We start from the raw sequence: 23250 nt of genomic DNA, 5'->3' as shown, positions 1-23250 counted from the left end.
GGGTTACTAAGATGAAGGTAGGTATAATTGGAGCCGGGTCAATTGCGGGAACCATGGCAGGGACCATTAGAGAGATGGACTGCGCGCAAAATTACGCGGTGGCTGCCAGGGATTATGGAAGGGCAGCTGAATTTGCGCAAACGTATGGTTTTGAAAAAGCCTATGGATCTTACGAGGAACTGGTGGAGGATGCCGGGGTGGAGCTAGTATACATTGCCACACCTCATTCACACCACTATGAGCACATTAAATTATGCCTGAACCACGGAAAGCATGTGCTGTGTGAAAAGTCCTTTACAGTCAATGAATCCCAGGCCAGGGAAGTGCTTGCGCTGGCCAGAGAAAAAAAGCTGCTTCTGACAGAGGCCATCTGGACCCGGTATATGCCCATGAGGAAAACCCTGGATAGCGTGCTGTCAAGCGGCGTCATAGGACGGCCCTATATGCTCACAGCCAATCTGGGCTATATTATCAGCGGCAAAGAGCGCATCATGCGCCCTGAGCTGGCAGGAGGAGCCCTTTTGGATGTGGGAATCTATCCGCTCAATTTTGCGTCCATGGTGTTCGGGGATGAGGTGGACTCCATCACCGGTACCGCGGTGATGACAGAGACCGGAGTGGATGCTCAGAACAGCATCACCATTACCTATAAGGATGGAAAGATGGCGGCATTGTGCAGCAGCGCAATGGGACTCAGCGACCGCCGGGGCATCATCTACGGTGACAATGGATTTATTGAGGTGGAGAACATCAACAACTGTGAGGGAATCCGGGTCTATGACCGCTCCAGGAACATGATTGCCTCCTACGATACACCTAAGCAGATCAGCGGGTATGAGTACGAGGTGGAGGCGTGCCTGCGGGCGATCAAAGAGGGAGCTTTGGAGTGCCCGGAAATGCCTCATGAGGAAACCCTGCGCATGATGGGGTGGATGGATGAGCTTCGCAGACAGTGGGGGTTGGTTTATCCGATGGAGAGGTAGAAAAATAACAGGAGGGTTAAGCTGGTGAAGGATGGACACAGTGAGCTGACCATACATTCAGGAATCAATGAATCCATTTATGCCCAGTGGAAGCCGTAATACAATATCTGATAATGATAACAATAACAATGCAAAACGCAGGAACCGTTAAAACGGAACCTGCGTTTTCCTGCATTTATTTCCTGCAAGGATTATTGTTACATCTTCATTTTAAGCTTCTCTTCCTCAATGGTAACCCTGGACTCATCCAGCGTAGTTCCCATGACCTTTATGAGCACGTCCTGCTCCATGGTGGGAGCGTAGTAGAAGCCCTGCTGATACTCGCACTGATAGTTGTTCAGTGCGTTCAGCTGATTCTCTGTCTCCACACCCTCAGCGATGATATGGATACCCAGTTCCCTGGCAATCTGAATCAGTCCGCCTGCAATGGAGGCTGATTTTGGATTGGTCTCCAGCTGCCATACAAACATGCGCTCCAGCTTTACTGTATTGATGGGAAGGTCCAGGATACTGCTGACAGGAGCGCATCCGGAACCGAAGTTGTTGAGTACCAGCTCCACACCCATGTCGGAGAGCTCCTGCATGGTGATGTTTACGTTCAGATATACATTGGACAGGGCGCTGTCATCCACCTCCAGGGCCAGCTTGCCCTTGGGTATCTGGTAGGTCTCAAGGACTTTTGTGACCTGTTCCAGAAAATCCTCCTGTACAAGAAGCACTGGGGAAACAGGGATACAGATGGAGTCAAATTCCCTTCCCGTATTCATCAGTTCGCTAATGCATCTGCCGGCATGGTCCAGGGCGTAGTAGCCAATGGCCCTGATCTGGCCTGAATCCTCGGCTATGGGCATAAACTCAGCTGCGCCCACCAGCCCGATGCCCTGAATGAATATTCTCATATAGGAATCAGCCCTTGTAAAGCGGCCTTCCTTCAGGTTATAGGTGGGACGGTAGCGGACCTCCAGCTCATTCTTTTCCAGGGCTGTCTGAAGGTACATGGCAACAGCCTGGCGGCGGACGAACTGGGTATGCATGTTGCTGTCATATACTGCCATCTGGTTGGGTCCGCAGTCAGAGGCAGCAGACACGGCCAGGTCCAGGCGCTTAAGCAGCTCATCTGTGCTGGTGGCATGACCGGGGTAGGAGCAGAGACCTATCTGTGCGGAACACAGACAGTCCACGCCGCGGATTTTCCAAACGTTTCCGAAGCGTTCCAGAATCTCATCAGCCAGGTCGCAGGCCTTCCCTTCTGAAAGCTGTTCCAATATAATGATGAATTCCACACCTATGTAACGGTAGATATTGCCCTCAGCCACTTCCTTCAGATAGCTTTTTATCTGGGAAAGAAGCTCCTCACAGTAATCATATCCGAACGTCTTATTCAGACTCTTAAAATTCTCCAGATAGAGTTTTAGAACCACTCCCTTGGACGAAGGGGCGCCCAGTACGGACTCCAGCCTGTTCATGCAGGCTGCGCGGCCCTCGCTGGCAGCATCCGGTTCAGTGGGGGTAAGGACAGGCGGTGTAGGCGGAAGCTCTGCTGTCCCTTTTTCTTTTTTATGCTGAAACAAACCCATGATTGTTTCCTCCTTTGTCATATGCAGACAGCGGTTGTCTGCATTCGCATTTCTTTTATTATAATATAAAAGCCAGAAAATCTCAATTTTTATTTATGAAATGTTAGACGAAATGGAAAAATAATAAATAATTTTGTTTAACAACTGTTTGTGAAAGATGCCTATGACAGTAACCCGGCATAAATCAGGAAGAACCGTTAAATACGGTTCATAGACCGGACTGCCGTATACTGTTATTCGTTATATTTAAAGTAGTATATCGAAACAGAGGAGTGTACAATTGACATTTGCTGAAAGGGATGATAGTATTTTGGTATACCATAAATTATTAAAAATAACTATATTATATAATAATATAAAATAAATATAGTGCATATTTTAAAAATAATCGAGAAAAAACGATAAAAATTCAAAATAAACGGTATACCAAAAGAAACACATAAAAATAAAGGAGGCAGCTATGAAAGAAAAGCTTCAACAATTCATCACGCTTACAGTGAACCGCAGGGAATATGAGATACCCGTGGGAAACAACAGGGGGGATATGCCCCAGTCTGAAACCCTGGCCCACACACTGAGGGACCGGCTTCATCTTATGGGCCTGAAACTGGGATGCGGGCAGGGGGCCTGCGGCTGCTGTACGGTAATCATGGATGGCCGTGCGGTTACTTCCTGCATGGTGCTTACCATGGACTGTGACGGAAGCAGCATCACCACCATTGAAGGGCTGGCGGACCCGGAGACAGGGGACTTAACCGGGCTGCAGCAGGCTTTTGTGGACAATTGCGGATTCCAGTGCGGATTCTGCACATCGGGCATTATTATGACAGCCAGGGCCCTGTTAGATGAGAAGCCCTGCCCCACTGAGGAGGAGGTCCGGGATGCGCTGGCCGGCAATTACTGCCGCTGCGGGACCCATTACACGGCAGTGGAGAGCATCATGTCTTATGTGGAGAAAAGGAGGAGTGAAGAATGAACCAGGATTACAAGGTAGTTGGCAGGGAAATCAAGCGTATCATAGCAGATGACATTGTCACCGGGAAGGCTGTGTTTACGGATGACCTGCGGGTGACAGGAATGGTTTACGGCAAGGTGCTCAGAAGCCCTTACCCCCATGCGCGTATTACCAGGATTGATGTGGACAGGGCAAAGGCCTGTGACGGGGTCCATGCTGTGGTTACATACAAGGACATACCGGACAACATCTATATTACAAACCAAATGACTCCGGCGCCCCACTACCGGCCGTTGAATGAAACAGTCCGGTTTGTGGGGGACCCGGTGGCCCTGGTGGTGGCGGACACAGAGGACATTGCATTGGATGCCATGGAACTGATTGAAGTGGAGTATGAGGAACTGCCTCCGGTATTCACCATTGATGAAGCGCTGGCGCCGGACGCGCCCCAGCTCTATGATGTGTTTCCGGGCAATATAGCGCCCCCTATCTTTCCGGGACTGGATGACCTTGATTTTAAGGTGGGTGATCCGGAAGCAGGATTTGCCCGGGCGGATATCATTGTGGAAATGGACGGGGAGATTAAAAGCGGCCAGAACGCCATGCCGGCGGAAGCCCCTGTGTGTATTGCACAGTGGAATGATGATATGCTGACCATCTACGGATCCATCGCGGCACCGTCCAACTGCCAGACTTATGTGGCTGCGTCCCTGGACATTCCCTATGAGAGGGTGCGCATCGTGGCTCCCTGTGTGGGGGGAAGCTTTGGTTCCAAGCTGTTTGTGGGCAATGTGGTTCCGCCGGTGCTGACCGCCATCATGGCAAAGGCATCCGGACGGCCTGTGATGTTTTCTTATACAAAAGAAGAACATTTTGCATGCCACCAGACGCGCATGTGCACCAAATCCCATGTCAGGCTTGGGGTGAACCGGGAAGGACTGGCAACCGCCATTGAGATGACCCAGTATGCGGATGCAGGCGTCTGTGCCTCCACCCAGGAAAACATGCTATCTGTGGGCACGGCCAGTCTGCCCCTTCTGTGCAAGACGGATAACAAGCGGTACAAGGGTACTGTGGTAGTGACCAACAAGGTTCCCTCCGGATCTTTTAGGGGATACGGATACATGGAATCCTCTGCCCTGGTAAACCGGGCAATCATGAGGGCGTGCATCGGCCTGGGGCTTGACCCGGTGGTGTATTATGAGAAGAATGTGCTGCGTCACGGAGAGCGGTATTACAATGCATTGAACCAGAAGGAACCGTGGCAGTACAATGCGTCCCCTGACTGGAAGGACACCATCCATGCTGCGGCAGAGGGATTCAGATGGAAAGACCGCTTCAAGGGATGGGGCATTCCCAGCAGAGCTGACGGAAGCAGGCGGTACGGCGTGGGCATGGGACTGTCAGGACACTCGGATATCGGCGGCATGGCCTCCAATACCAATGTGACCATGACCAGCGCAGGGGGAGTCATGATTCAGACCGTTATGACGGAATTCGGCAGCGGGGTCCGGGACGTATACCGCAAGATCGTGGCAGAGGAACTTTGCATACCGGTGGACCGGGTGCGGGTAAGTATTTCGGACACCAGCGCAGCACCTCTGGATTTTGGAAGCATTGCCTCCAGAAGCACCTACTCCGGCGGCATCTCCGCCCAGAGGGCAGCCAGGGATTTAAAGAAAAACCTGTTCCAACTGGCAGAGGAACGGCTGGGAATACCGGCATCCGACTGGGACTTTAAGGACGGTATGCTTAAGCGCCTGTCAAATCCGGAGGAGGTACACGACCTTCATGAAATTCTCATATATCCGGACAGCTTAAGCGGAACCGGACACTGGCCCGGCATCGACAATGCCACCATCATGCATGTACAGTTCGTTGAGGTGGCAGTGGATACAGAGACAGGGCTGATAGAGATAACCGACCATTTTGGCGGATCGGACGCAGGGACCATCATGAACCCAAGGGCTGCCTATAACCAGATGACCTCCTTCTTCGCGGGGCTGGACGTGGCCATCCGGGAGGAGACGGTCTGGGATAAATGGGACAATAAGGTGCTCAACCCCAACCTGATTGAGTACAAGGCCAGAACCTTCAACGAGGCGCCGCCTCATGACCATGTGTGCCTGGAGTCCACAAAGGGGCGGGAAAGTGACTTCCCCTTTGGGGCAATGGGAATCGGGGAACCCATCATATCGCCGTCCGGGCCGGCCATCACCATGGCTGTCTATAATGCCTGCGGCATTGAACTGGAGGAATACCCATACCTGCCTGCAAAAGTACTTGCAGCGTTAAAGGAAAAGGAGGACAGGGCATAATGAAAAATTTTGAATATATAAAACCGTCAACCGTTACCCTTGCCAGTGAGCTGTTAAAGGGGGAGCATACGGCTGCCTGCGCCGGCGAGACAGACCTGATTGACCTTATGAGAAACCGAATTCTGCCGGAATACCCAAAACGGGTGGTCAGCCTTAAGGGGATAGAAGGCCTGGACTATATACGGGAGGAGCATGGCAGCCTGCTCATAGGGGCAATGACCACACTGAATACCATTGCACGTTCCGCCCTTGTAAAGGAGAAGAATCCCATGATTGCCCAGGCAGCCGAAAGCGTGGCATCCCCCAACCTGAGAAACACCGCAACCATAGGCGGCAACCTGTGTCAGGATGTGCGGTGCTGGTACTACCGGTATCCGGACAGCCTGGGCGGACGGGTGAACTGTGCCAGAAAAGAGGGACATCTCTGCTCCGCCATGATGGGGGAGAACCGGTACCATTCCATCTTTGGGGCAGCCAAGGTGTGCATGACTCCGTGCACACAGGGATGTCCGGCCCATACGGACATCTCCGCCTATATGGAAAAGCTGAGGGAAGGAGATGTGGACGAGGCGGCCCGCATCATCCTGAGAGCCAATCCCATGCCGGCCATCACCAGCCGGGTATGCGCCCATTTCTGTCAGGAAAAATGCAACAGGGAGCAGTACGATGAGCGTGTCAATGTAGGCGCGGTGGAGCGCTATGTGGGGGATTATATTCTGGAACACCATGAGCGGTTCATGAAGGCGCCAAAACAGGAAAATGGAAAGAGGGCCGCCATTGTCGGATCCGGTCCCGCCGGACTGGCAGCAGCCTATTATCTGAGAGAGAGCGGTTATGGGGTCACTGTGTACGAGCGCATGAAGGAGGCCGGCGGATGTCTGGCCTATGCCATCCCGGCCTACCGCCTGCCAAAGGAAATCGTGCAGAAGTTTGTATCCGTCCTGGAAGGCATGGGAGTCTGTTTTGTGTTTAACACAAAGGTGGGAGAGGATATTGAGCTGGAGACCATACGCAGTGAAAATGACAGTGTGCTGCTGGATACCGGCGCATGGAAGCGTCCGTTAATCGGAATTTCAGGTGAGGAGCTGACACGGTTCGGCCTGGATTTCCTGGTGGAGGTAAACAGCTATATCCATGAGCGGCCCGGTTCAGAGGTTGTGGTGGTAGGCGGCGGCAATGTGGCTGTGGACGTGGCTGTCACGGCAAAGCGCCTGGGTGTGCCAAAGGTCACCATGATCTGCCTGGAATCCAGGGAACAGATGCCGGCAGGCAGGGAGGAGATAGAACGGGTCCTGGAGGAGGGGATTGAGATTAAGAACGGCTGGGGCCCCATGGAAATCCTTAAGGAATCCGTATCGCCGGAGGAGGACAGGATAACAGGCGTCCGGTTTAAGGCGTGTGTCTCCACACTGGACGGGGAAGGACGCTTTGCACCTGTCTACGATGAAGCCAGACAGATGGAAGAAAAGGCGGATGTGGTATTTATGGCAGTGGGACAGCGATCTGACCTGAGCTTCCTGGACAGTGTATGCAGGGTTGAGACGGACCGGGGAAGAATAAAGGCCAGTGAGGACCACAGCACCAGCCAGGAGGGTATATTTGCCGCCGGCGATGTGACCACAGGACCGGCCACGGTTGTAAGGGCACTGGCCGGCGGCCGTGAGGCGGCTGTCATGATGAACCGCCACATGGAGGGAGCGCTACTTTCTGTTGAGACAGGTGAATGCCGCCAGGGGCTGGCAGGTTTCCTTCCGGAGTGCGGGAACATCAGCTGCTCCAATGAGCCGGACCTGCTGCCGGCCGGAGAGCGTGGGGTGAACCGGGAAGACCGTAAGGGATACTCGTACAACATGTTGAACAGCGAGGCGGGACGGTGCATGAACTGCGGCTGTCTGGCCGTGAATCCCAGCGACATGGCAACCGCGCTTCTGGCATCGGATGCAGTTATCCGCACAAACCTGCGGACTCTGGGGGCGCAGGAGCTTCTGACCTCCCATACACGTATTTCCGACACCCTGCTTAAGGGGGAGCTTATCCTGGAGATACAGATTCCATGGGACGCAGCAGGCACCATATCAGGATACGAGAAATTCAGGCTGCGCAAATCCATTGATTTCGCAGTGGTGGCCCTGGCATACAGGTATGTGCTGGATGACGGTGTGATTACAGATGCCAGGATGATGCTGGGCGCTGTTGCACCTGTTCCCATGAGAAGGAAAAAGGCGGAAGCGTATCTGATTGGAAGGAAACCTTCCGGGGAGACGGCACTGGGTGCCGCTAAGCTGGCACTGGAGGGGGCGCTTCCCCTTTCAGGCAACGCTTACAAGATTGATGTTGCCGAAACACTGGTACGGCGTTCACTGGACTGGAGCGGGAAGGATGAATAAAGAATACATAACAGAAACAGCCCTTAAGGGTGAGTACAGGGGAAAGCCCCAAACATGCATGGGGACAGGGGCCTGCCAGGACCCCTCCTGCAGGGATGTGCTGACCTACTATTTCTCAGCGGACAGAGAGCTTATAACCTCCATCTCCTACACAATCACGGAGACATCCTGTTTTCCGTCCAAGGCGTGTGCTGAGACAGCCGCAGCCCTGGTCAGGGGAAGACCTGTACTGGAAGCCTACACCATAGACAGCAGTGCCATTGCAACGGCTCTTGGAGGGCTGGAACCGGAATACATGCACTGCGCCATGATGGCGGAACTGGCCCTTAAGCGCGCAGTACTGGATTATGCAGGTAAACGAAAGGAAGGGCAGCCTGTCAAAGCTGCCCCTCCGATGTAAGCTTTTGGATTAAATAGCGTTTTAAATGACTGTAATGAGCCTTCATCTGAAGCTCTGCCTCTGCCTGGTCGTTATCCTCTATGGCCTTCATGATCAGAAGATGTTCTTCCACAAATACGCGGTTCATTTTCATGGACGACGAGGTGATGTAGCGGAAGCGGTGGAATGGATCCACGGTGGAGCAGATGATGTCGGCCAGCCTGGCATTGCCGCAGTAATCCGTATAGTACTGATGGAAATTGACATCATTTTCAATGAGCATACCCGTGTTTTCCATGCGCACCGCGTCCCGCATGTTATCGGCAAAGGTGCGGAGCATGGCAATCTGATCCCTGGTGGCCTGTTTCATGAAGGACAGGAGAACGGCCGGATCAAGAAGGGCACGGATTTCATATATTTCCTCAATGTCCCTGCGTCCGATGACAGATACATAGATGCCCTTGCCGGGGACAAAGGTGGCAAGGCCCGTGTGGCACAGGTCCATAAGGGCGGCGCGTATGGGGGTGCGGCTCATGTCGAGGGAATCGCTGAGGGTGCGTTCCACCAGAAGGGAACCGGGCTTGTATTCGCCGGATATGATGCGGTCCTTAATCCGGACATAAGCCTCGTCCTTTTTGCTCAGAGTCTGTACGGCCTGTGTGTTGTCTTCCATGGTGAAGCCTCCTTTAACCTGATTCGTCATCTGATATAGGAATTATAGGCAATGATTTGGGAAAATGCAAGAACTGTTACCTTTTATGAACGATTTCTGCTGTGAAAAGCAGAAGGAAATGAGGTGGAAATGAAGATAAACCGTTATGCAGGCGCATTTCTGACAGGAGGCGCTATCTGCTTTTTATGCCATTTCCTGACAATGGCATACCGCATGGCCGGCGTACCGGAACTGTTTGCTGTCAGTGTAACCGTATTCACACTGGCGGCCATTGGTTCTGTCACAACCATAACAGGCCATTACCAAAAGCTTACTGATTTTGGGGGGATGGGAGCCATGATTACCATGGGAGGCTTCTCGTCCGCCATCACTGACGCGGTTCACGGAGCCAGGAAAGAGGGCATGGGAGCGGGCCGGGCGTTGTGGCGGGGTGTGAAGGACGGGCTGTTCATATTGTTTGCAGGATACCTGGCGGCTGTTGTGTCCGTTGTTGTGATGTATGCGGCTGGCCGGATTTAGCCGGCCTTACCATTTGGAAAATGGGGGAATTAATTATGGAGCTGGTTAAGATTTTTATTGCAGGCGGAGTGTTCTGCATGTTTGGTGAAGTATTGTGGGCAAAAACAGGGCTGGGCGTGGTGAAAACCCTGATGGTCTGTATTGCAGCAGGGGTTGCTCTGGATGTGGCCGGGATACTGGGGCCTGTTATCGGATTCGGGCAGGAAGGGTTTACCGTTACGATTTACGGGGCCGGGGCCTCCATTTTTGACGGAGTCATGGGGAGCGTCAGGGACCATGGCCTGTCGGGGATTATACGTCTGACGAACTTTTATTTTCTCAGGTTTTCCGGGCTTATCGTGTGTACCATGGCCATGGCGGCCGTACTGGGATTCCTGTTTCCCGGGACCAGGGGGAAATAGCATATCATCGGGGGAAAACAAGGAGGCTGCCGCTATCAGAAATTGAAAGCGGCAGCCTTTGATGTGTGGCGGCCAGCTTCCCGCCGGGGCAGGCGGTTCCGAACAGCAGATCCGCCAGCGCCTTTCCGGCGCCTTCACCTGCATAGCCCATCTGCAGGATGGCTTTCACGCGTCCGGCCCATGGCCTTGCCACTGTATTGCCGGTCCTTCATTAGCAGCTTCAAGCAGGTTTACCACACCACACCGTCCAAATACAGGACATCCCTGGAAGGGATCAGCGATATTGAGAACCGGGCAGAGAACAGAAAGGCGGAGTTTTTTAAGGACAGGGCAGGTGACCTGCGGTAAAAAAACGGAAAAAGAAAGGGCAGAACCATGAAATGTTAGACGAAATGGAAAAAATGATAAATAATTTCTTTTTCTTTGCAAATTGACCTAACTATGCTATAATAGCCACAGATATCGCAACAAGGAGATAAAATCTTTATGAAGATGAAACGCGTATTCTTAAAGTTAAGCGGAGAGGCCCTTGCAGGCCCTAAAAAGACCGGGTTTGACGAGGACACGGTGAAGGAAGTGGCCAGGCAGGTAAAGCTCTCTGTAGATGCCGGTATACAGGTTGGAATCGTCATTGGCGGGGGTAATTTCTGGAGAGGCCGTACCAGTGAGGCCATTGACAGGACAAAGGCGGACCAGATTGGTATGCTGGCCACTGTTATGAACTGCATTTATGTTTCTGAGATTTTCAGGAATGCAGGCATGATGACACAGATTCTTACGCCCTTTGAGTGCGGTTCCATGACCAAACTGTTTTCCAAGGACAGGGCGAATAAGTATTTTGAAAAGGGTATGGTGGTATTCTTTGCAGGCGGGACAGGACATCCCTATTTCTCCACAGATACGGGAATTGCCCTCAGGGCCATTGAGATGGAAGCAGACTGTATCCTGTTGGCCAAGGCCATTGACGGAGTGTATGACAGCGATCCGAAGCTGAACCCGGAGGCAAAGAAGTACGACACCATTTCCATACAGGAAGTCATTGACAGGCAGCTGGCTGTGGTGGATTTGACTGCGTCTATTATGTGTATGGAGCATAAGATGCCCATGGCAGTGTTCAGCCTCAATGAAAAGGACGGAATTGCAAACGCCATGCAGGGCCGGATTAACGGAACCATCGTTACTGCATAATAAAACGAACATTATTAAGCAGCAGGGAAGGCTGCATTAACAGGAGGAACTTATGGAAGAATTAAAAGTTTATGAGGACAAGATGAATAAGACACTGGATGTATTGCTGTCTGATTACGGCACCATTCGCGCAGGACGTGCCAATCCCCATGTGCTGGACAAGATTAAGGTGGACTATTACGGCACCCCCACACCCCTCCAGCAGGTTGGCAATGTTTCTGTTCCGGAAGCCCGCATGATTGTGATTCAGCCATGGGAGAAGAGCCTTCTTAAGCCAATTGAGAAAGCCATCCTCACATCTGAACTGGGCATCAACCCAACTAATGACGGAAACTGTATCCGTCTGGTGTTCCCGGAGATGACAGAGGAGCGCAGAAAGGAAGTTTCCAAGGATGTAAAGAAAAAGGGCGACAATGCAAAGGTAGCCCTGCGCAATATCCGCCGTGACGCCAACGAGGCCTTTAAGAAGGCAGAGAAGGCAGGGGATATTTCTGAGGATGATCTGACCGAGATGACCGAGAAGATGCAGAAGCTTACGGATAAGATGGTGGAAAAGGTTGACAAGGCAGTGGAAGAAAAGACCAAGGAAATCATGACCGTGTAATCTGTGATAAATGAATATGGGAGGCAGGAGGGACTCCTGCCTCTTAATTTGTTTTTGATACCGGAAAGATATAACATGATAAGGATATTATTTGGGCAAGTTACTTTTAGACAAGAAAGGCAGAGAAAGAATGGCATTAAATAAGGATATGATCATACCGGAGCATGTGGCCCTGATACTGGACGGAAATGGCCGCTGGGCCAAAAAACGGGGGCTTCCCCGCACCCTGGGGCACAAGGAAGGATGTGTCACCGTGGAGAAAACCGTTGAGATTGCAGCCAGAATGGGAATCAGGTATCTGACTGTCTATGGGTTCTCCACCGAGAACTGGAAACGTTCCGCGGAGGAAGTAGGGGCGCTTATGCAGCTGTTCCGCTACTATATGGTGCGGCTTTTAAAGATAGCATCTGCCAATAATGTACGGGTAAAGATGATTGGCGACAGAAGCCGCTTTGACAGGGATATCATAGACGGCATAAACCGTCTGGAGTCCGAGACACAGGATAACACAGGTCTGACCTTCGTCATAGCGGTAAATTACGGAGGCAGGGACGAGATCCGCCGGGCGGCGGCCGGGCTGGCAAGAGACTGCGCCCTTGGAAAGGCGGATCCGGACCAGGTGGATGAGGCGCTGTTTGCATCATATCTGGATACGGCGGGAATGCCGGACCCGGACCTTTTAATCCGCACAAGCGGGGAGCTGCGGCTGTCCAATTACCTGCTGTGGCAGCTGGCCTACACGGAAATCGTGGTGACGGATTGTCTCTGGCCGGATTTCAATCAGGAGGAATTAGAAAAAGCCATTGTGCAGTATAATAAGAGAGAGCGGCGGTTCGGCGCTGTAAAGTAAGGAGAGGGAAAGGAGAAGGCCATGTTTACGACCCGGTTAATCAGCGGTATCATACTGGTGCTTCTGTCCATTGTCATTGTTGGGCAGGGAGGAATCCTGCTATATGCCGTTACGGCCCTTATATCCATCATCGGTTTATTTGAGCTTTACAGGGCTCTGGGAATGCAGCGGCGTTCCCTGGCTGTTGTGGGCTATGTGACGGCCTGCTCCTATTATGGACTTTTGTGGTTCGAGGGACAGCGCTATGTGACGCTTATGATTATCGCCTGCCTGATGGCGATGATGGCCTTTTATGTGCTTACCTTCCCTGAGTATAAGACAGAGGAGGTGACGGGCGCGTTCTTTGGCGTATGCTATGTGCCCATCATGCTGTCATTTCTGTATCAGACAAGGGACATGAGCGATGGTGCATACCTGGTGTGGCTTATATTTTTAAGCTCCTGGGGCTGCGATACCTTTGCCTACTGTACAGGCATGCTTTTGGGCAGGCATAAGCTGGCCCCTGTCCTGAGCCCCAAGAAATCCATTGAGGGGGCTGTGGGAGGCGTGGCCGGCGCGGCCCTTCTGGGCTTTATCTATGCATCCCTTTTCGGAGCCAGCATGGCGGAGCTTGATAATCCCCAGGCGGCCTGTACCATTGCCTGCGCCATTGCGGCGGTTATTTCCCAGATAGGGGATTTGGCGGCTTCCGCTATTAAGAGAAACCACAACATAAAGGATTACGGCCATCTGATTCCGGGCCACGGAGGTATCCTGGACCGGTTTGACAGTATGATATTCACGGCCCCCGCTATTTATTTTGCCCTCACATTTTTAAAATAAGGATGGGCTTTTTGAGTATTTCTTCAGGATAGGGAGAATATAAGTTATGATGAAGAAGATTGCAATTCTGGGTTCCACAGGCTCTATCGGCACCCAGACATTGGAAGTGGTGAGATACAATAAGGACATCCAGGTGACGGCCCTTGCCGCCGGCAGCAATGTAAAGCTTTTGGAGGAACAAATCCGAGAGTTTAAGCCTAGGCTGGCCTGTCTCTGGGATGAAGAGAAGGCAAAGGAACTGCGGGCCGCGGTAGCTGATATGGATGTGAAGGTGGCAAGCGGCATGGAGGGACTGATGGAGGCAGCCGTGACGCCGGAGGCAGACCTGGTGGTGACGGCCGTGGTGGGGATGATTGGAATTCGTCCCACCATTGCCGCCATGGAAGCAGGAAAGGACATTGCCCTGGCCAACAAGGAAACCCTGGTAACGGCCGGCCATATCATCATGCCTCTTGCCAGGGAAAAGGGCGTGAAGCTGCTGCCGGTAGATTCGGAGCACTCTGCTATATTCCAGTGCTTACAGGGAGCAGCCGGCAATCCCCTTCACAAAATACTGCTCACTGCCTCAGGCGGTCCGTTCCGGGGATTTACCAGGGAGCAGCTGGAAAAGGTCCGGCTGGAGGACGCGTTAAAGCATCCCAACTGGTCCATGGGGCATAAAATCACCATAGATTCCTCCACCATGGTCAACAAGGGGTTGGAGGTCATGGAAGCCCGCTGGCTGTTCGGGGCGGAGATGGACCAGGTGCAGGTGGTGGTACAGCCGGCCAGCATCATCCACTCCATGGTTGAATTTGAGGATGGGGCTGTCATAGCCCAGTTAGGTACGCCCGATATGAAGCTGCCGATTCAGTATGCGCTCTATTATCCGGAGCGCCGTTTCCTTCCGGGGGACCGGCTGGACTTTGAAAAGCTTACAAAGATTTCCTTTGAGGTGCCGGATATGGAGACGTTCAGGGGCCTTAAGCTGGCCTACGAGGCGGGGCGCAGGGGCGGTACCCTGCCAACTGTGTTCAACGCGGCCAATGAGATGGCAGTCGCCATGTTCCTTGAGCGGAAAATCAATTACCTGGCCATCGTGGATATGATAGAGGGGGCCATGGAGCATCACTGTGTAAAGCCCTCCCCTGACGTGGCGCAGATTCTGGAGGCAGAACAGGAAACTTACGATTATCTATCATCAAAATGGAATTAAGACAGAAATGGAATTAAGACAGAAAGGAGGCGCACGCCGCGCGTAAAAAGGGCGGCGGAGCGCCGGATGGACAGGTGAGAGCCGGATGAGCTTGATTATTGCGATGCTGATGCTGGGAATCATTATCATGATTCACGAATTCGGCCATTTTTTGTTTGCAAAGTTAAATGGGATAGGTGTGATTGAATTTTCCCTTGGCATGGGGCCAAGGCTGTTCAGCTTTGAGAAAGGCGGCACCCGGTATTCCTTTAAGATACTGCCGTTTGGCGGCTCCTGCATGATGCTGGGGGAAGACGAGGGGATAACAGACGAAAGCGCGTTTAACAACAAGTCCGTATGGGCCAGGATTTCCGTGGTGGCAGCCGGACCTGTGTTTAATTTTATCCTGGCCTTCGGCCTTTCCATGGTGCTCATCGGTATTACGGGGTATGACACCACCCGGCTGGCCGGGGTTGTGGACGGGTATCCGGCCCAGGCAGCCGGCATGGAGGCCGGCGATGTGATTAAATCCATTAACGGCAGAAAGGTCCATTCTTACAGGGATATTAACTGGTACCTGTTCACCCACCCGCAGAAATCTCTTAAGGTTACCTGGGAGAGGACGGAGGAAGGGGGAGGGACCGAGCGCTTCAGCACGGAGCTGGAGCCTGTCTTTTCCGCGGAGAACAACCAGTATATGATGGGGGTCCAGTTTAACCCGGTCCCCAGCACGGTAGAGAACATAGGGCAGCTTCTGGTACACAGCGCCTATGAGGTACAGTACTGGATTCACTATGTGTTTGACACCTTTTATATGATGTTCCACGGCATGGTTTCGGTCAACGATATCAGCGGTCCTGTGGGGATTGTGAACGCCATTGACACCACGGTGGATGAAACCGCGCCCTATGGCCTGTCGGCTGTGGTGCTCATGCTGATTAATTTTACCATACTCTTAAGCGCCAACCTGGGCGTCATGAACCTGCTGCCCATTCCGGCTCTGGACGGAGGACGCCTTGTGTTCCTCATCATAGAGGCCGTAAGGGGAAAGCCCATTGACAAGGAAAAGGAAGGCATGGTCCACATGGCGGGAATGATGGTTCTTCTGGCCCTTATGGTGCTTATCCTGTTTAACGATGTCCGGAAATTATTTTAACGGCTTTGTCCTATATTCAGAAAAGAGAGGTATATATGACCAGGAAAGATACAAAAGTGATTCAGATTGGGGACCGGGTCATCGGCGGGGGAAACCCTGTCCTGATTCAGTCCATGTGCAATACCAAAACCGAGGATGTGCACGCCACGGTGGAGCAGATCCAAAGGCTGGAGCAGGCCGGCTGCGACATTATCCGCGTGGCCGTGCCTACCATGGAAGCCGCCTCGGCGCTGGGTGACATCAAGAAGGAGATTCATATTCCGCTGGTGGCAGACATCCACTTTGATTACCGTCTGGCCATTGCCGCCATGGAGAACGGGGCGGATAAAATCCGCATCAATCCCGGCAACATCGGCGACCGCCATAAGGTGCAGGCAGTGGTGGACCGGGCCAGGGAATACGGGGTGCCCATCCGCGTGGGCGTCAACAGCGGTTCCCTGGAGAAACCGCTGCTGGAAAAATACGGGGGAGTCACAGCGGAAGGAATTGTGGAGAGCGCCCTGGATAAGGTGAAGCTCATCGAGGATATGGGCTATGACAATCTGGTCATCAGTATCAAGTCCTCGGATGTGCTCATGTGCGTAAAGGCCCATGAGCTGATTGCCATGCGGACCCATTACCCTCTCCATGTGGGAATCACGGAGTCCGGCACCCTGATGTCCGGCAACATCAAGTCCTCGGTGGGACTGGGTATCATCCTTCATGAGGGCATCGGGGATACCATCCGTGTGTCCCTGACCGGAGATCCGGTGGAGGAGATAAAGAGCGCCAAGCTGATTCTGCGGACCCTGGGACTGAGAAAGGGCGGTATTGAGGTGGTGTCCTGTCCCACCTGCGGGCGCACGCGGATTGATTTGATTGGCCTGGCAAACCAGGTGGAGAACATGGTGACGGAGTTTGATGACCTGGATGTGAAGGTGGCTGTGATGGGATGTGTTGTAAACGGTCCCGGAGAGGCCAGGGAGGCAGACATCGGCATCGCAGGCGGCGTGGGAGAAGGCCTGCTGATACGAAGGGGCGAAATCATCCGCAAGGTGCCTGAGTCTGAGCTTCTGGCAGTACTGCGGGAAGAACTGCTGGCCATGAGCCGGGAACACCGGGCATAGAAGGAAGACGGATATATGGAAAAGAATTTTCTGGAAGTATTTCCAACCCTCAATATAGCGGAATCCCTGAAGGAGCTTTTAGGCCTGGCCCAGGTGGAGAAGGTGACCACCACCAGGGATAGAAGCTCTATCCGCATTTATCTGAAGAGCGCAAGGCTGATACATAAACAGAATATATACGACCTGGAGCGAGGCATCCGGGACCAGCTGTTCCCGGATAAGCAGGTGGCCATCAAGATTCAGGAAAAATACAGGCTGTCGGACCAGTATACGCCCAAAAAGCTTTTGGATGTATATAAGGACAGTCTTCTTCTGGAACTTAAAAACTACAGCATCATCGAGTACACCATGTTCCGCAAGGCCGGGATTACCTTTGAGAAGGAGGATATCATGGTCTTGACCGTGGAGGACACCATGGTGAACCGGGACAGGACAGCCGAGTTAAAGCGCGTCATAGAGAAGGTCTTTGCGGAGCGGTGCGGCCTGCCTGTGGAGGTGCGCTTTGCCTTTGTGGAGCCACAGGGCAGCGACCGCAGAAAACAGATTGAGCTTAAAATGGAGCGGGAGGCCCAGGCCATATACTGGCAGAACCACAGGGAGGAGCTGGAAGCAATGGGCGCCTCTTTCTCCACCCAGGGGCTGGAGGGCCAGGAGCTGCTGTCCGGAAATGGCGGCAGGTCAGGCCAGGATTCCTATTTGGACGCAGGCCAGGGGCCGGAGGGCGCTCCCTGGGATGCACTTATGGCCCAGGCTGCTTCCGGGGATGTGGGAGACGGGAGCGCGCCTGGAGATAACGGGGGCCGGTCAGGGGCGCCGGGTTCGTCCCAAAGCCAGGGAAGCCCGGCCAGAACAGGACAGTCTGGGCAGGGACAATCAGGCCAGGGCGGCGGCCAGAAGCAGGGCTTTAAGGGAGATAAGCCTCAGCTCAATAAGGGGCGCAAAGGCTGGGGACGGGATAAGGACAGCGGTTTCGGCGACGACAAGAAGTACTCTGTCAAGCGTTCCAACAACCCGGATGTGCTCTACGGACGTGACTTTGAGGACGAGCCCATGGAGATTGAGAAGATCGACGGGGAAATAGGAGAGGTGACCTTAAGAGGCAAGGTGCTGACCTGCGAGAACCGGGAGCTGCGAAGCGGCAAGTTTATCCTTACCTTTGATGTATCGGATTTTACGGATACAATTACGGTTAAAATGTTTATCCGCCCGGAGATATTTGACGAGGTGAAATCCGCCATCAATCCGGGCATGTTTATCAAGGTAAAGGGAGTCACCACCATTGACAAGTTTGACGGCGAGCTGACCCTTGGCTCCATCGTGGGAATCAAGAAGGCGGATGATTTTACCAGCAAGCGCATGGACTCCAGCCTGGAAAAGCGCGTGGAGCTGCACTGCCATACAAAGATGAGCGATATGGACGGCGTATCCGAGGTAAAAAGCATTATCAAGAGGGCCAAGCAGTGGGGCATGCCCGCTGTGGCTGTTACGGACCATGGCTGCGTCCAGGCCTTCCCGGATGCCAACCACGCCCTGGACAAGGGGGATACCTTTAAAATCCTCTACGGGGTGGAGGGATACCTGGTGGACGATACCAAACAGCTGGTAGAGAATTCCAGGGGCCAGGATTTTGGGGACACCTTTGTTGTGTTCGATATCGAGACAACAGGCTTCAGCCCTAAAAAGAACAAAATTATTGAGATTGGCGCCGTGAAGGTGGTGGACGGCAGGATTACGGACAAATTCTCCACCTTTGTGAATCCGGACGTGCCCATTCCCTTTGACATAGAGAAGCTGACAGGCATCAACGATTCCATGGTGCTTCCATACCCAAAAATCGACGTGATTCTGCCGCAATTTCTGGAGTTTGTGGGGGATGCGGTCCTTGTAGCCCACAATGCAAGCTTCGATGTGGGATTTATAGGCCATTTCGCAGAGAAATTGGAACTGCCCTTTGACCCCACGGTGCTGGACACGGTTGCCATTGCCAGGCTTCTTCTGCCTAATCTTAACCGGTTTAAGCTGGACACTGTTGCCAAAGCCCTTAATATTTCGCTCCAGAACCACCACAGGGCGGTGGACGACGCGGGAGCCACGGCGGAGATATTCGCTGCCTTTGTAAAGATGCTGCGGGACCGGGATGTAAATGATTTAAACCAGCTCAATGCCCTCAGCACCATGGACACGGATACCATACGCAAGCTCCCCACCCACCATGTAATCATACTGGCCAAGAACGATATCGGGCGTGTGAATATGTACCGGCTGGTGAGCTGGTCCCACCTGGAGTACTATGCCAGAAGGCCCAGGATACCCAAGAGCCTGCTGGAGAAATACCGGGAGGGACTGATTATCGGATCGGCCTGCGAGGCCGGAGAATTATACCAGGCCCTGCTTCGCGGCGCTCCGGATACGGAGATTGCCCGGCTTGTGAGTTTCTATGATTACCTGGAAATCCAGCCCCTGGGAAATAACGCGTTCATGCTCCGGGACGAGAAGAGCACGGTTAAGTCCCAGGAGGATTTAATCGAGATAAATAAAAAGATAGTGGAACTGGGAATGCAGTTTAACAAGCTGGTCTGCGCTACCTGCGACGTCCACTTCCTGGATCCACAGGACGAGGTATACCGCAGAATCATCATGGCCGGCCAGGGATTTAAGGATTCGGACGACCAGGCTCCCCTGTATCTCAGGACAACAGAGGAGATGCTGGAGGAATTTTCCTACCTGGGGCCGGATAAGGCCCATGAAGTGGTAATCACCAACACCAGGAAGATTGCCGATATGTGTGAGAAGATTGCCCCGGTGCGGCCGGACAAGTGTCCTCCTGTCATCGAGGATTCCGATAAGACGCTGACCAAGATCTGTTATGACAGGGCTCATGAGATGTACGGGGAGGACCTGCCTAAAATCGTAGTGGACCGTCTGGAGCGGGAGCTTCACTCCATTATCACCAACGGATTCGCGGTTATGTACATTATTGCCCAGAAGCTGGTGTGGAAGTCCAATGAGGACGGATACCTGGTGGGTTCCCGTGGTTCCGTGGGTTCCTCCTTTGTGGCCACCATGTCCGGAATCACCGAGGTAAACCCCCTGAGCCCCCATTACCATTGCCCCAAGTGCCGTTACTATGACTTTGATTCCGAAGAAGTGAAGCAGTTCTCCGGCATGGCCGGATGCGATATGCCGGACAAGGAATGCCCTGTGTGCGGCACACCGCTGGAAAAGGACGGGTTTGACATCCCCTTTGAGACCTTCCTGGGATTTAAGGGAGACAAGGAGCCGGATATCGACCTTAACTTCTCCGGTGAATACCAGAGCAAGGCCCATGATTATACGGAGGTTATCTTCGGAAAGGGCCAGACCTTCCGCGCGGGAACCATAGGCACCCTGGCGGACAAGACGGCCTTCGGATATGTAAAGAAATATTATGAGGAAAGGGGAACCAGGAAAAGAAACTGCGAGATTAACCGCATTGTGCAGGGCTGTGTGGGAGTGAGAAGGACAACGGGACAGCACCCCGGAGGTATTATCGTGCTTCCGCTGGGCGAGGAAATCTATTCCTTTACCCCGGTGCAGCACCCTGCCAACGATATGACCACCTCCACGGTCACCACCCATTTTGACTACCATTCCATTGACCACAACCTGCTGAAGCTGGATATACTGGGACACGATGATCCCACCATGATACGTATGCTTCAGGATCTCATCGGCATTGACCCTGTAAAGGACATTCCCCTGGACAGCCGGGAGGTCATGAGCCTGTTCCAGGACACGTCCGCCCTAGGAATCATGCCGGACGATATCGGCGGCTGTCCCCTGGGGGCCCTGGGCGTGCCTGAGTTCGGTACGGACTTTGCCATGCAGATGCTTCTTGACACCAAGCCCAAGTATTTCTCCGACCTGGTGCGTATCGCCGGTCTGGCCCATGGTACGGATGTGTGGCTGGGCAATGCCCAGACCCTGATTCAGGAGGGAAAGGCCACCATTCAGACCGCCATCTGTACCCGAGACGACATCATGGTTTACCTGATTGCCCAGGGTTTGGAGCAGGGACTTTCCTTTACCATCATGGAGAGCGTGCGAAAGGGAAAGGGATTAAAGCCGGAGTGGGAGGAGGAGATGAAAGCCCACGGCGTTCCGGAATGGTATATCTGGTCCTGTAAGAAAATCAAGTACATGTTCCCCAAGGCCCATGCGGCTGCCTATGTTATGATGGCATGGCGTATTGCCTACTGTAAGATATTTTATCCCCTGGCCTATTACGCCGCGTTCTTCAGCATCCGGGCCAGCGCGTTTTCCTATGAAATCATGTGTCAGGGAAGGGATAAGCTGGAATACTATCTGGCGGATTATAAGAAAAGGGCGGACACCCTGTCCAAGAAGGAACAGGATACTTTGAGGGACATGAGGATTGTCCAGGAAATGTATGCAAGAGGCTTTGATTTTACGCCCATTGATATCTACCGGGCCAAGGCGCGGCACTTCCAAATCATAGACGGCAAGCTGATGCCTTCCCTCAGCAGCATCGACGGCCTGGGCGAGAAGGCTGCTGATGCGGTGGTGGATGCGGTCAAGGACGGAGCTTTCCTTTCCATCGAGGATTTCAGCAACCGTTCCAAGGTAAACGGCACCCTTTGTTCCCTTATGTCGGATCTGGGGCTGCTTAAGGACCTTCCAAAATCCAATCAGTTATCCTTGTTTGATTTATAAACAGCTTTTATGCAGGAATCCGGGAGAGGCGGTTAATGCTCAGGCATGCCGCCCCTCCCTTTATGTTTTGGCGGATATGACAAAAATATGGTTAAATGGTTGTAATAATTTGTAATTTATGATAAGTTAGAGTTGTACTGAGACGCTACGCAACCATATTTGAAGAGGAGGAATCAAGCTTATGAAAAAAAGGATACTGGCACTTGCCATGGCAGCGGTCATGGCCGGTTCCCTGACAGCCTGCTCAGGCTCATCAGGAACAGACACCAAGGCAGCTCCGGCGGAAACAGAAGCTCCGGCTTCAGAGAGCAAATCAGAAGCAAAGGAAGAGTCCAAGGCAGGGGAAGGGGATGCCGCAAACACAGCCTCATCCAAGGGCGGATCCGAAGGCTATGAGCTTGCCCTGGTCACCGACCTGGGGACCATAGACGATAAGTCCTTTAACCAGGGCGCATGGGAGGGACTTAAGAAGTACGCGGAGGAGAACAGCATCTCCTATAAATATTACCAGCCCCAGGAAGGCACTACGGATTCCTATTTGGAAACTATAGGCCTGGCCATTGAGGGCGGCGCTAAGCTGGTGGTATGTCCGGGATTCCTGTTTGAGGAGCCCATCTACCTGGCCCAGGACAAGTACCCGGATGTGCACTTTATCCTGCTGGACGGGGAGCCCCATGATGCGGACTACAATTATAAGACAAACGATAATGTAATGCCCATTCTGTTCCAGGAGGACCAGGCAGGTTTCCTGGCCGGTTATGCGGTTGTAAAGGACGGCTATACGAAGCTTGGATTCATGGGAGGCATGGCAGTGCCGGCCGTTATCCGTTTTGGATATGGTTTTGTCCAGGGCGCTGAGTTTGCGGCCGAGGAGGACGGGATTACGGGCCTGGAAATCATGTATAATTATACAGGCGCATTTTCAGCCACGCCTGAGGCGCAGTCCATGGCTGCTTCCTGGTATCAGAACGGCACAGAGGTAATCTTTGGATGCGGCGGAGCTGTAGGTAATTCCGTGATGGCGGCCGCCCAGGAAAAGAATGCAAAGGTAATCGGCGTGGACGTGGACCAGAGTGCTGAATCCGAAACCGTGATCACGTCTGCCATGAAGCTTCTTTCCAACTCCGTGTACGACGGGGTAAAGGATTTCTATGACGGCAGCTTCCCTGGAGGCAAGACCTCCGTGTTTACCGTTGCCAACAACGGCGTGGGACTTCCCATGGATACCTCCAAGTTTGAGAAGTTCTCCCAGGAGCAGTACGATGCCGTTTACAAGAAACTGGCTGACGGAGAGATTGGGCTGGTTCAGTTCTCAGCGGACAATAATGACCCAACGAAGGATTTGACCGATTTGACCAATACAAAGGTTACCTTTGTGGAGTAGGGACTGGCAGCAATACGGGCTGTACAAGGGCCTGAAATGACCTGCGGCAGATAGTCATGAC

At 52.9% G+C, this 23250-nt stretch carries 20 protein-coding genes; 17 read left to right on the top strand and 3 right to left on the bottom strand.

The genetic code is table 11. From position 1 onward, the window contains the following. The first annotated feature begins 11 nt into the window (after positions 1–11). Positions 12–983 carry a Gfo/Idh/MocA family protein gene (locus tag CGC65_RS16220; protein WP_002564435.1) on the top strand — a complete coding sequence of 324 codons (972 nt, stop codon included), beginning with the start codon at positions 12–14 and terminating at the stop codon, positions 981–983. Positions 984–1180: 197 nt separating this feature from the next. On the opposite strand, the gene CGC65_RS16215 is transcribed toward CGC65_RS16220, so the two are convergent. Continuing rightward, positions 1181–2560, bottom strand: a complete 1380-nt coding sequence (locus CGC65_RS16215; RefSeq protein ID WP_002564434.1) for a bifunctional diguanylate cyclase/phosphodiesterase — start codon at positions 2558–2560, stop codon at positions 1181–1183. 460 nt (positions 2561–3020) lie between these two features. Between CGC65_RS16215 and CGC65_RS16210 the strand changes: the two genes are divergently transcribed. From CGC65_RS16210 to CGC65_RS16195, 4 genes are read left to right on the top strand one after another with little or no spacing between them, the layout of a single operon-like run. Then, a complete protein-coding gene (locus CGC65_RS16210; RefSeq protein WP_002564433.1) occupies positions 3021–3536 on the top strand; it encodes a (2Fe-2S)-binding protein in 516 nt (171 codons plus the stop codon). Next, positions 3533–5833: a xanthine dehydrogenase family protein molybdopterin-binding subunit gene (locus CGC65_RS16205; protein ID WP_002564432.1), complete on the top strand. Its 2301-nt coding sequence runs from the start codon at positions 3533–3535 to the stop codon at positions 5831–5833. The genes CGC65_RS16210 and CGC65_RS16205 overlap by 4 nt, the downstream gene beginning before the upstream one ends. Next, positions 5833–8220, top strand: coding sequence for an FAD-dependent oxidoreductase (locus CGC65_RS16200; RefSeq protein WP_002564431.1), 2388 nt, complete (start codon positions 5833–5835; stop codon positions 8218–8220). Before CGC65_RS16205 ends, CGC65_RS16200 begins: the two co-directional genes overlap by 1 nt. After that, complete coding sequence (locus CGC65_RS16195) at positions 8213–8620, top strand: iron-sulfur cluster scaffold-like protein (RefSeq protein ID WP_002564430.1); 408 nt, start codon at positions 8213–8215, stop codon at positions 8618–8620. The genes CGC65_RS16200 and CGC65_RS16195 overlap by 8 nt, the downstream gene beginning before the upstream one ends. On the opposite strand, the gene CGC65_RS16190 is transcribed toward CGC65_RS16195, so the two are convergent. After that, on the bottom strand, positions 8598–9272 hold the full coding sequence (locus CGC65_RS16190) for a GntR family transcriptional regulator (protein WP_002564429.1): 675 nt from the start codon (positions 9270–9272) through the stop codon (positions 8598–8600). The two genes, CGC65_RS16195 and CGC65_RS16190, sit on opposite strands and share 23 nt — an antisense overlap. A gap of 129 nt (positions 9273–9401) precedes the next feature. Between CGC65_RS16190 and CGC65_RS16185 the strand changes: the two genes are divergently transcribed. After that, the gene (locus tag CGC65_RS16185) at positions 9402–9791 is read left to right on the top strand and encodes a SpoVA/SpoVAEb family sporulation membrane protein (protein ID WP_002564428.1); all 390 of its coding nucleotides are present in this window, start codon (positions 9402–9404) and stop codon (positions 9789–9791) included. A gap of 35 nt (positions 9792–9826) precedes the next feature. After that, positions 9827–10192: a SpoVA/SpoVAEb family sporulation membrane protein gene (locus tag CGC65_RS16180; RefSeq protein ID WP_002564427.1), complete on the top strand. Its 366-nt coding sequence runs from the start codon at positions 9827–9829 to the stop codon at positions 10190–10192. A gap of 4 nt (positions 10193–10196) precedes the next feature. On the opposite strand, the gene CGC65_RS32555 is transcribed toward CGC65_RS16180, so the two are convergent. After that, complete coding sequence (locus tag CGC65_RS32555) at positions 10197–10343, bottom strand: hypothetical protein (protein WP_235622280.1); 147 nt, start codon at positions 10341–10343, stop codon at positions 10197–10199. A gap of 29 nt (positions 10344–10372) precedes the next feature. Between CGC65_RS32555 and CGC65_RS31010 the strand changes: the two genes are divergently transcribed. The 10 genes from CGC65_RS31010 to CGC65_RS16130 all read left to right on the top strand — a co-directional run bounded on the left by CGC65_RS31010 (position 10373) and on the right by CGC65_RS16130 (position 23189). Then, the gene (locus CGC65_RS31010) at positions 10373–10540 is read left to right on the top strand and encodes a hypothetical protein (RefSeq protein WP_007038080.1); all 168 of its coding nucleotides are present in this window, start codon (positions 10373–10375) and stop codon (positions 10538–10540) included. Between the two features lie 138 nt (positions 10541–10678). Then, the gene (gene pyrH, locus CGC65_RS16170) at positions 10679–11380 is read left to right on the top strand and encodes a UMP kinase (RefSeq protein ID WP_002564426.1); all 702 of its coding nucleotides are present in this window, start codon (positions 10679–10681) and stop codon (positions 11378–11380) included. A 52-nt stretch (positions 11381–11432) separates the two neighbouring features. Continuing rightward, positions 11433–11984 carry a ribosome recycling factor gene (frr, locus tag CGC65_RS16165; protein WP_002564425.1) on the top strand — a complete coding sequence of 184 codons (552 nt, stop codon included), beginning with the start codon at positions 11433–11435 and terminating at the stop codon, positions 11982–11984. A 130-nt stretch (positions 11985–12114) separates the two neighbouring features. Next, a complete protein-coding gene (locus CGC65_RS16160) occupies positions 12115–12834 on the top strand; it encodes an isoprenyl transferase (RefSeq protein WP_038281676.1) in 720 nt (239 codons plus the stop codon). Between the two features lie 21 nt (positions 12835–12855). Further along, positions 12856–13656: a phosphatidate cytidylyltransferase gene (locus CGC65_RS16155; RefSeq protein WP_007038078.1), complete on the top strand. Its 801-nt coding sequence runs from the start codon at positions 12856–12858 to the stop codon at positions 13654–13656. 46 nt (positions 13657–13702) lie between these two features. After that, a complete protein-coding gene (gene dxr / locus CGC65_RS16150; protein WP_002564422.1) occupies positions 13703–14851 on the top strand; it encodes a 1-deoxy-D-xylulose-5-phosphate reductoisomerase in 1149 nt (382 codons plus the stop codon). Between the two features lie 85 nt (positions 14852–14936). After that, a complete protein-coding gene (gene rseP, locus CGC65_RS16145) occupies positions 14937–15986 on the top strand; it encodes an RIP metalloprotease RseP (protein ID WP_002564421.1) in 1050 nt (349 codons plus the stop codon). A 35-nt stretch (positions 15987–16021) separates the two neighbouring features. Then, positions 16022–17092, top strand: a complete 1071-nt coding sequence (gene ispG, locus CGC65_RS16140) for a flavodoxin-dependent (E)-4-hydroxy-3-methylbut-2-enyl-diphosphate synthase (protein WP_002564420.1) — start codon at positions 16022–16024, stop codon at positions 17090–17092. A 15-nt stretch (positions 17093–17107) separates the two neighbouring features. After that, complete coding sequence (locus CGC65_RS16135) at positions 17108–21805, top strand: PolC-type DNA polymerase III (RefSeq protein ID WP_002564419.1); 4698 nt, start codon at positions 17108–17110, stop codon at positions 21803–21805. 181 nt (positions 21806–21986) lie between these two features. Then, positions 21987–23189, top strand: a complete 1203-nt coding sequence (locus tag CGC65_RS16130) for a BMP family lipoprotein (RefSeq protein WP_002564418.1) — start codon at positions 21987–21989, stop codon at positions 23187–23189. Positions 23190–23250: the final 61 nt, after the last annotated feature.

Origin of the sequence: Enterocloster bolteae, from assembly GCF_002234575.2 — a bacterium.
Taxonomy (GTDB): domain Bacteria; phylum Bacillota; class Clostridia; order Lachnospirales; family Lachnospiraceae; genus Enterocloster; species Enterocloster bolteae.
Note: the sequence above shows the minus strand (reverse complement) of the source record. Positions and strands in the feature narration are given on the sequence as shown.

Coding starts and splice junctions, on each gene's coding strand:
- CGC65_RS16220 (WP_002564435.1), top strand. CDS start 12: ATGAAGGTAGGTATAATTGGAGCCGGGTCAATTGCGGGAACCATGGCA.
- CGC65_RS16215 (WP_002564434.1), bottom strand. CDS start 2,560: ATGGGTTTGTTTCAGCATAAAAAAGAAAAAGGGACAGCAGAGCTTCCG.
- CGC65_RS16210 (WP_002564433.1), top strand. CDS start 3,021: ATGAAAGAAAAGCTTCAACAATTCATCACGCTTACAGTGAACCGCAGG.
- CGC65_RS16205 (WP_002564432.1), top strand. CDS start 3,533: ATGAACCAGGATTACAAGGTAGTTGGCAGGGAAATCAAGCGTATCATA.
- CGC65_RS16200 (WP_002564431.1), top strand. CDS start 5,833: ATGAAAAATTTTGAATATATAAAACCGTCAACCGTTACCCTTGCCAGT.
- CGC65_RS16195 (WP_002564430.1), top strand. CDS start 8,213: ATGAATAAAGAATACATAACAGAAACAGCCCTTAAGGGTGAGTACAGG.
- CGC65_RS16190 (WP_002564429.1), bottom strand. CDS start 9,272: ATGGAAGACAACACACAGGCCGTACAGACTCTGAGCAAAAAGGACGAG.
- CGC65_RS16185 (WP_002564428.1), top strand. CDS start 9,402: ATGAAGATAAACCGTTATGCAGGCGCATTTCTGACAGGAGGCGCTATC.
- CGC65_RS16180 (WP_002564427.1), top strand. CDS start 9,827: ATGGAGCTGGTTAAGATTTTTATTGCAGGCGGAGTGTTCTGCATGTTT.
- CGC65_RS32555 (WP_235622280.1), bottom strand. CDS start 10,343: ATGGGCTATGCAGGTGAAGGCGCCGGAAAGGCGCTGGCGGATCTGCTG.
- CGC65_RS31010 (WP_007038080.1), top strand. CDS start 10,373: ATGGCCTTGCCACTGTATTGCCGGTCCTTCATTAGCAGCTTCAAGCAG.
- pyrH (WP_002564426.1), top strand. CDS start 10,679: ATGAAGATGAAACGCGTATTCTTAAAGTTAAGCGGAGAGGCCCTTGCA.
- frr (WP_002564425.1), top strand. CDS start 11,433: ATGGAAGAATTAAAAGTTTATGAGGACAAGATGAATAAGACACTGGAT.
- CGC65_RS16160 (WP_038281676.1), top strand. CDS start 12,115: ATGGCATTAAATAAGGATATGATCATACCGGAGCATGTGGCCCTGATA.
- CGC65_RS16155 (WP_007038078.1), top strand. CDS start 12,856: ATGTTTACGACCCGGTTAATCAGCGGTATCATACTGGTGCTTCTGTCC.
- dxr (WP_002564422.1), top strand. CDS start 13,703: ATGATGAAGAAGATTGCAATTCTGGGTTCCACAGGCTCTATCGGCACC.
- rseP (WP_002564421.1), top strand. CDS start 14,937: ATGAGCTTGATTATTGCGATGCTGATGCTGGGAATCATTATCATGATT.
- ispG (WP_002564420.1), top strand. CDS start 16,022: ATGACCAGGAAAGATACAAAAGTGATTCAGATTGGGGACCGGGTCATC.
- CGC65_RS16135 (WP_002564419.1), top strand. CDS start 17,108: ATGGAAAAGAATTTTCTGGAAGTATTTCCAACCCTCAATATAGCGGAA.
- CGC65_RS16130 (WP_002564418.1), top strand. CDS start 21,987: ATGAAAAAAAGGATACTGGCACTTGCCATGGCAGCGGTCATGGCCGGT.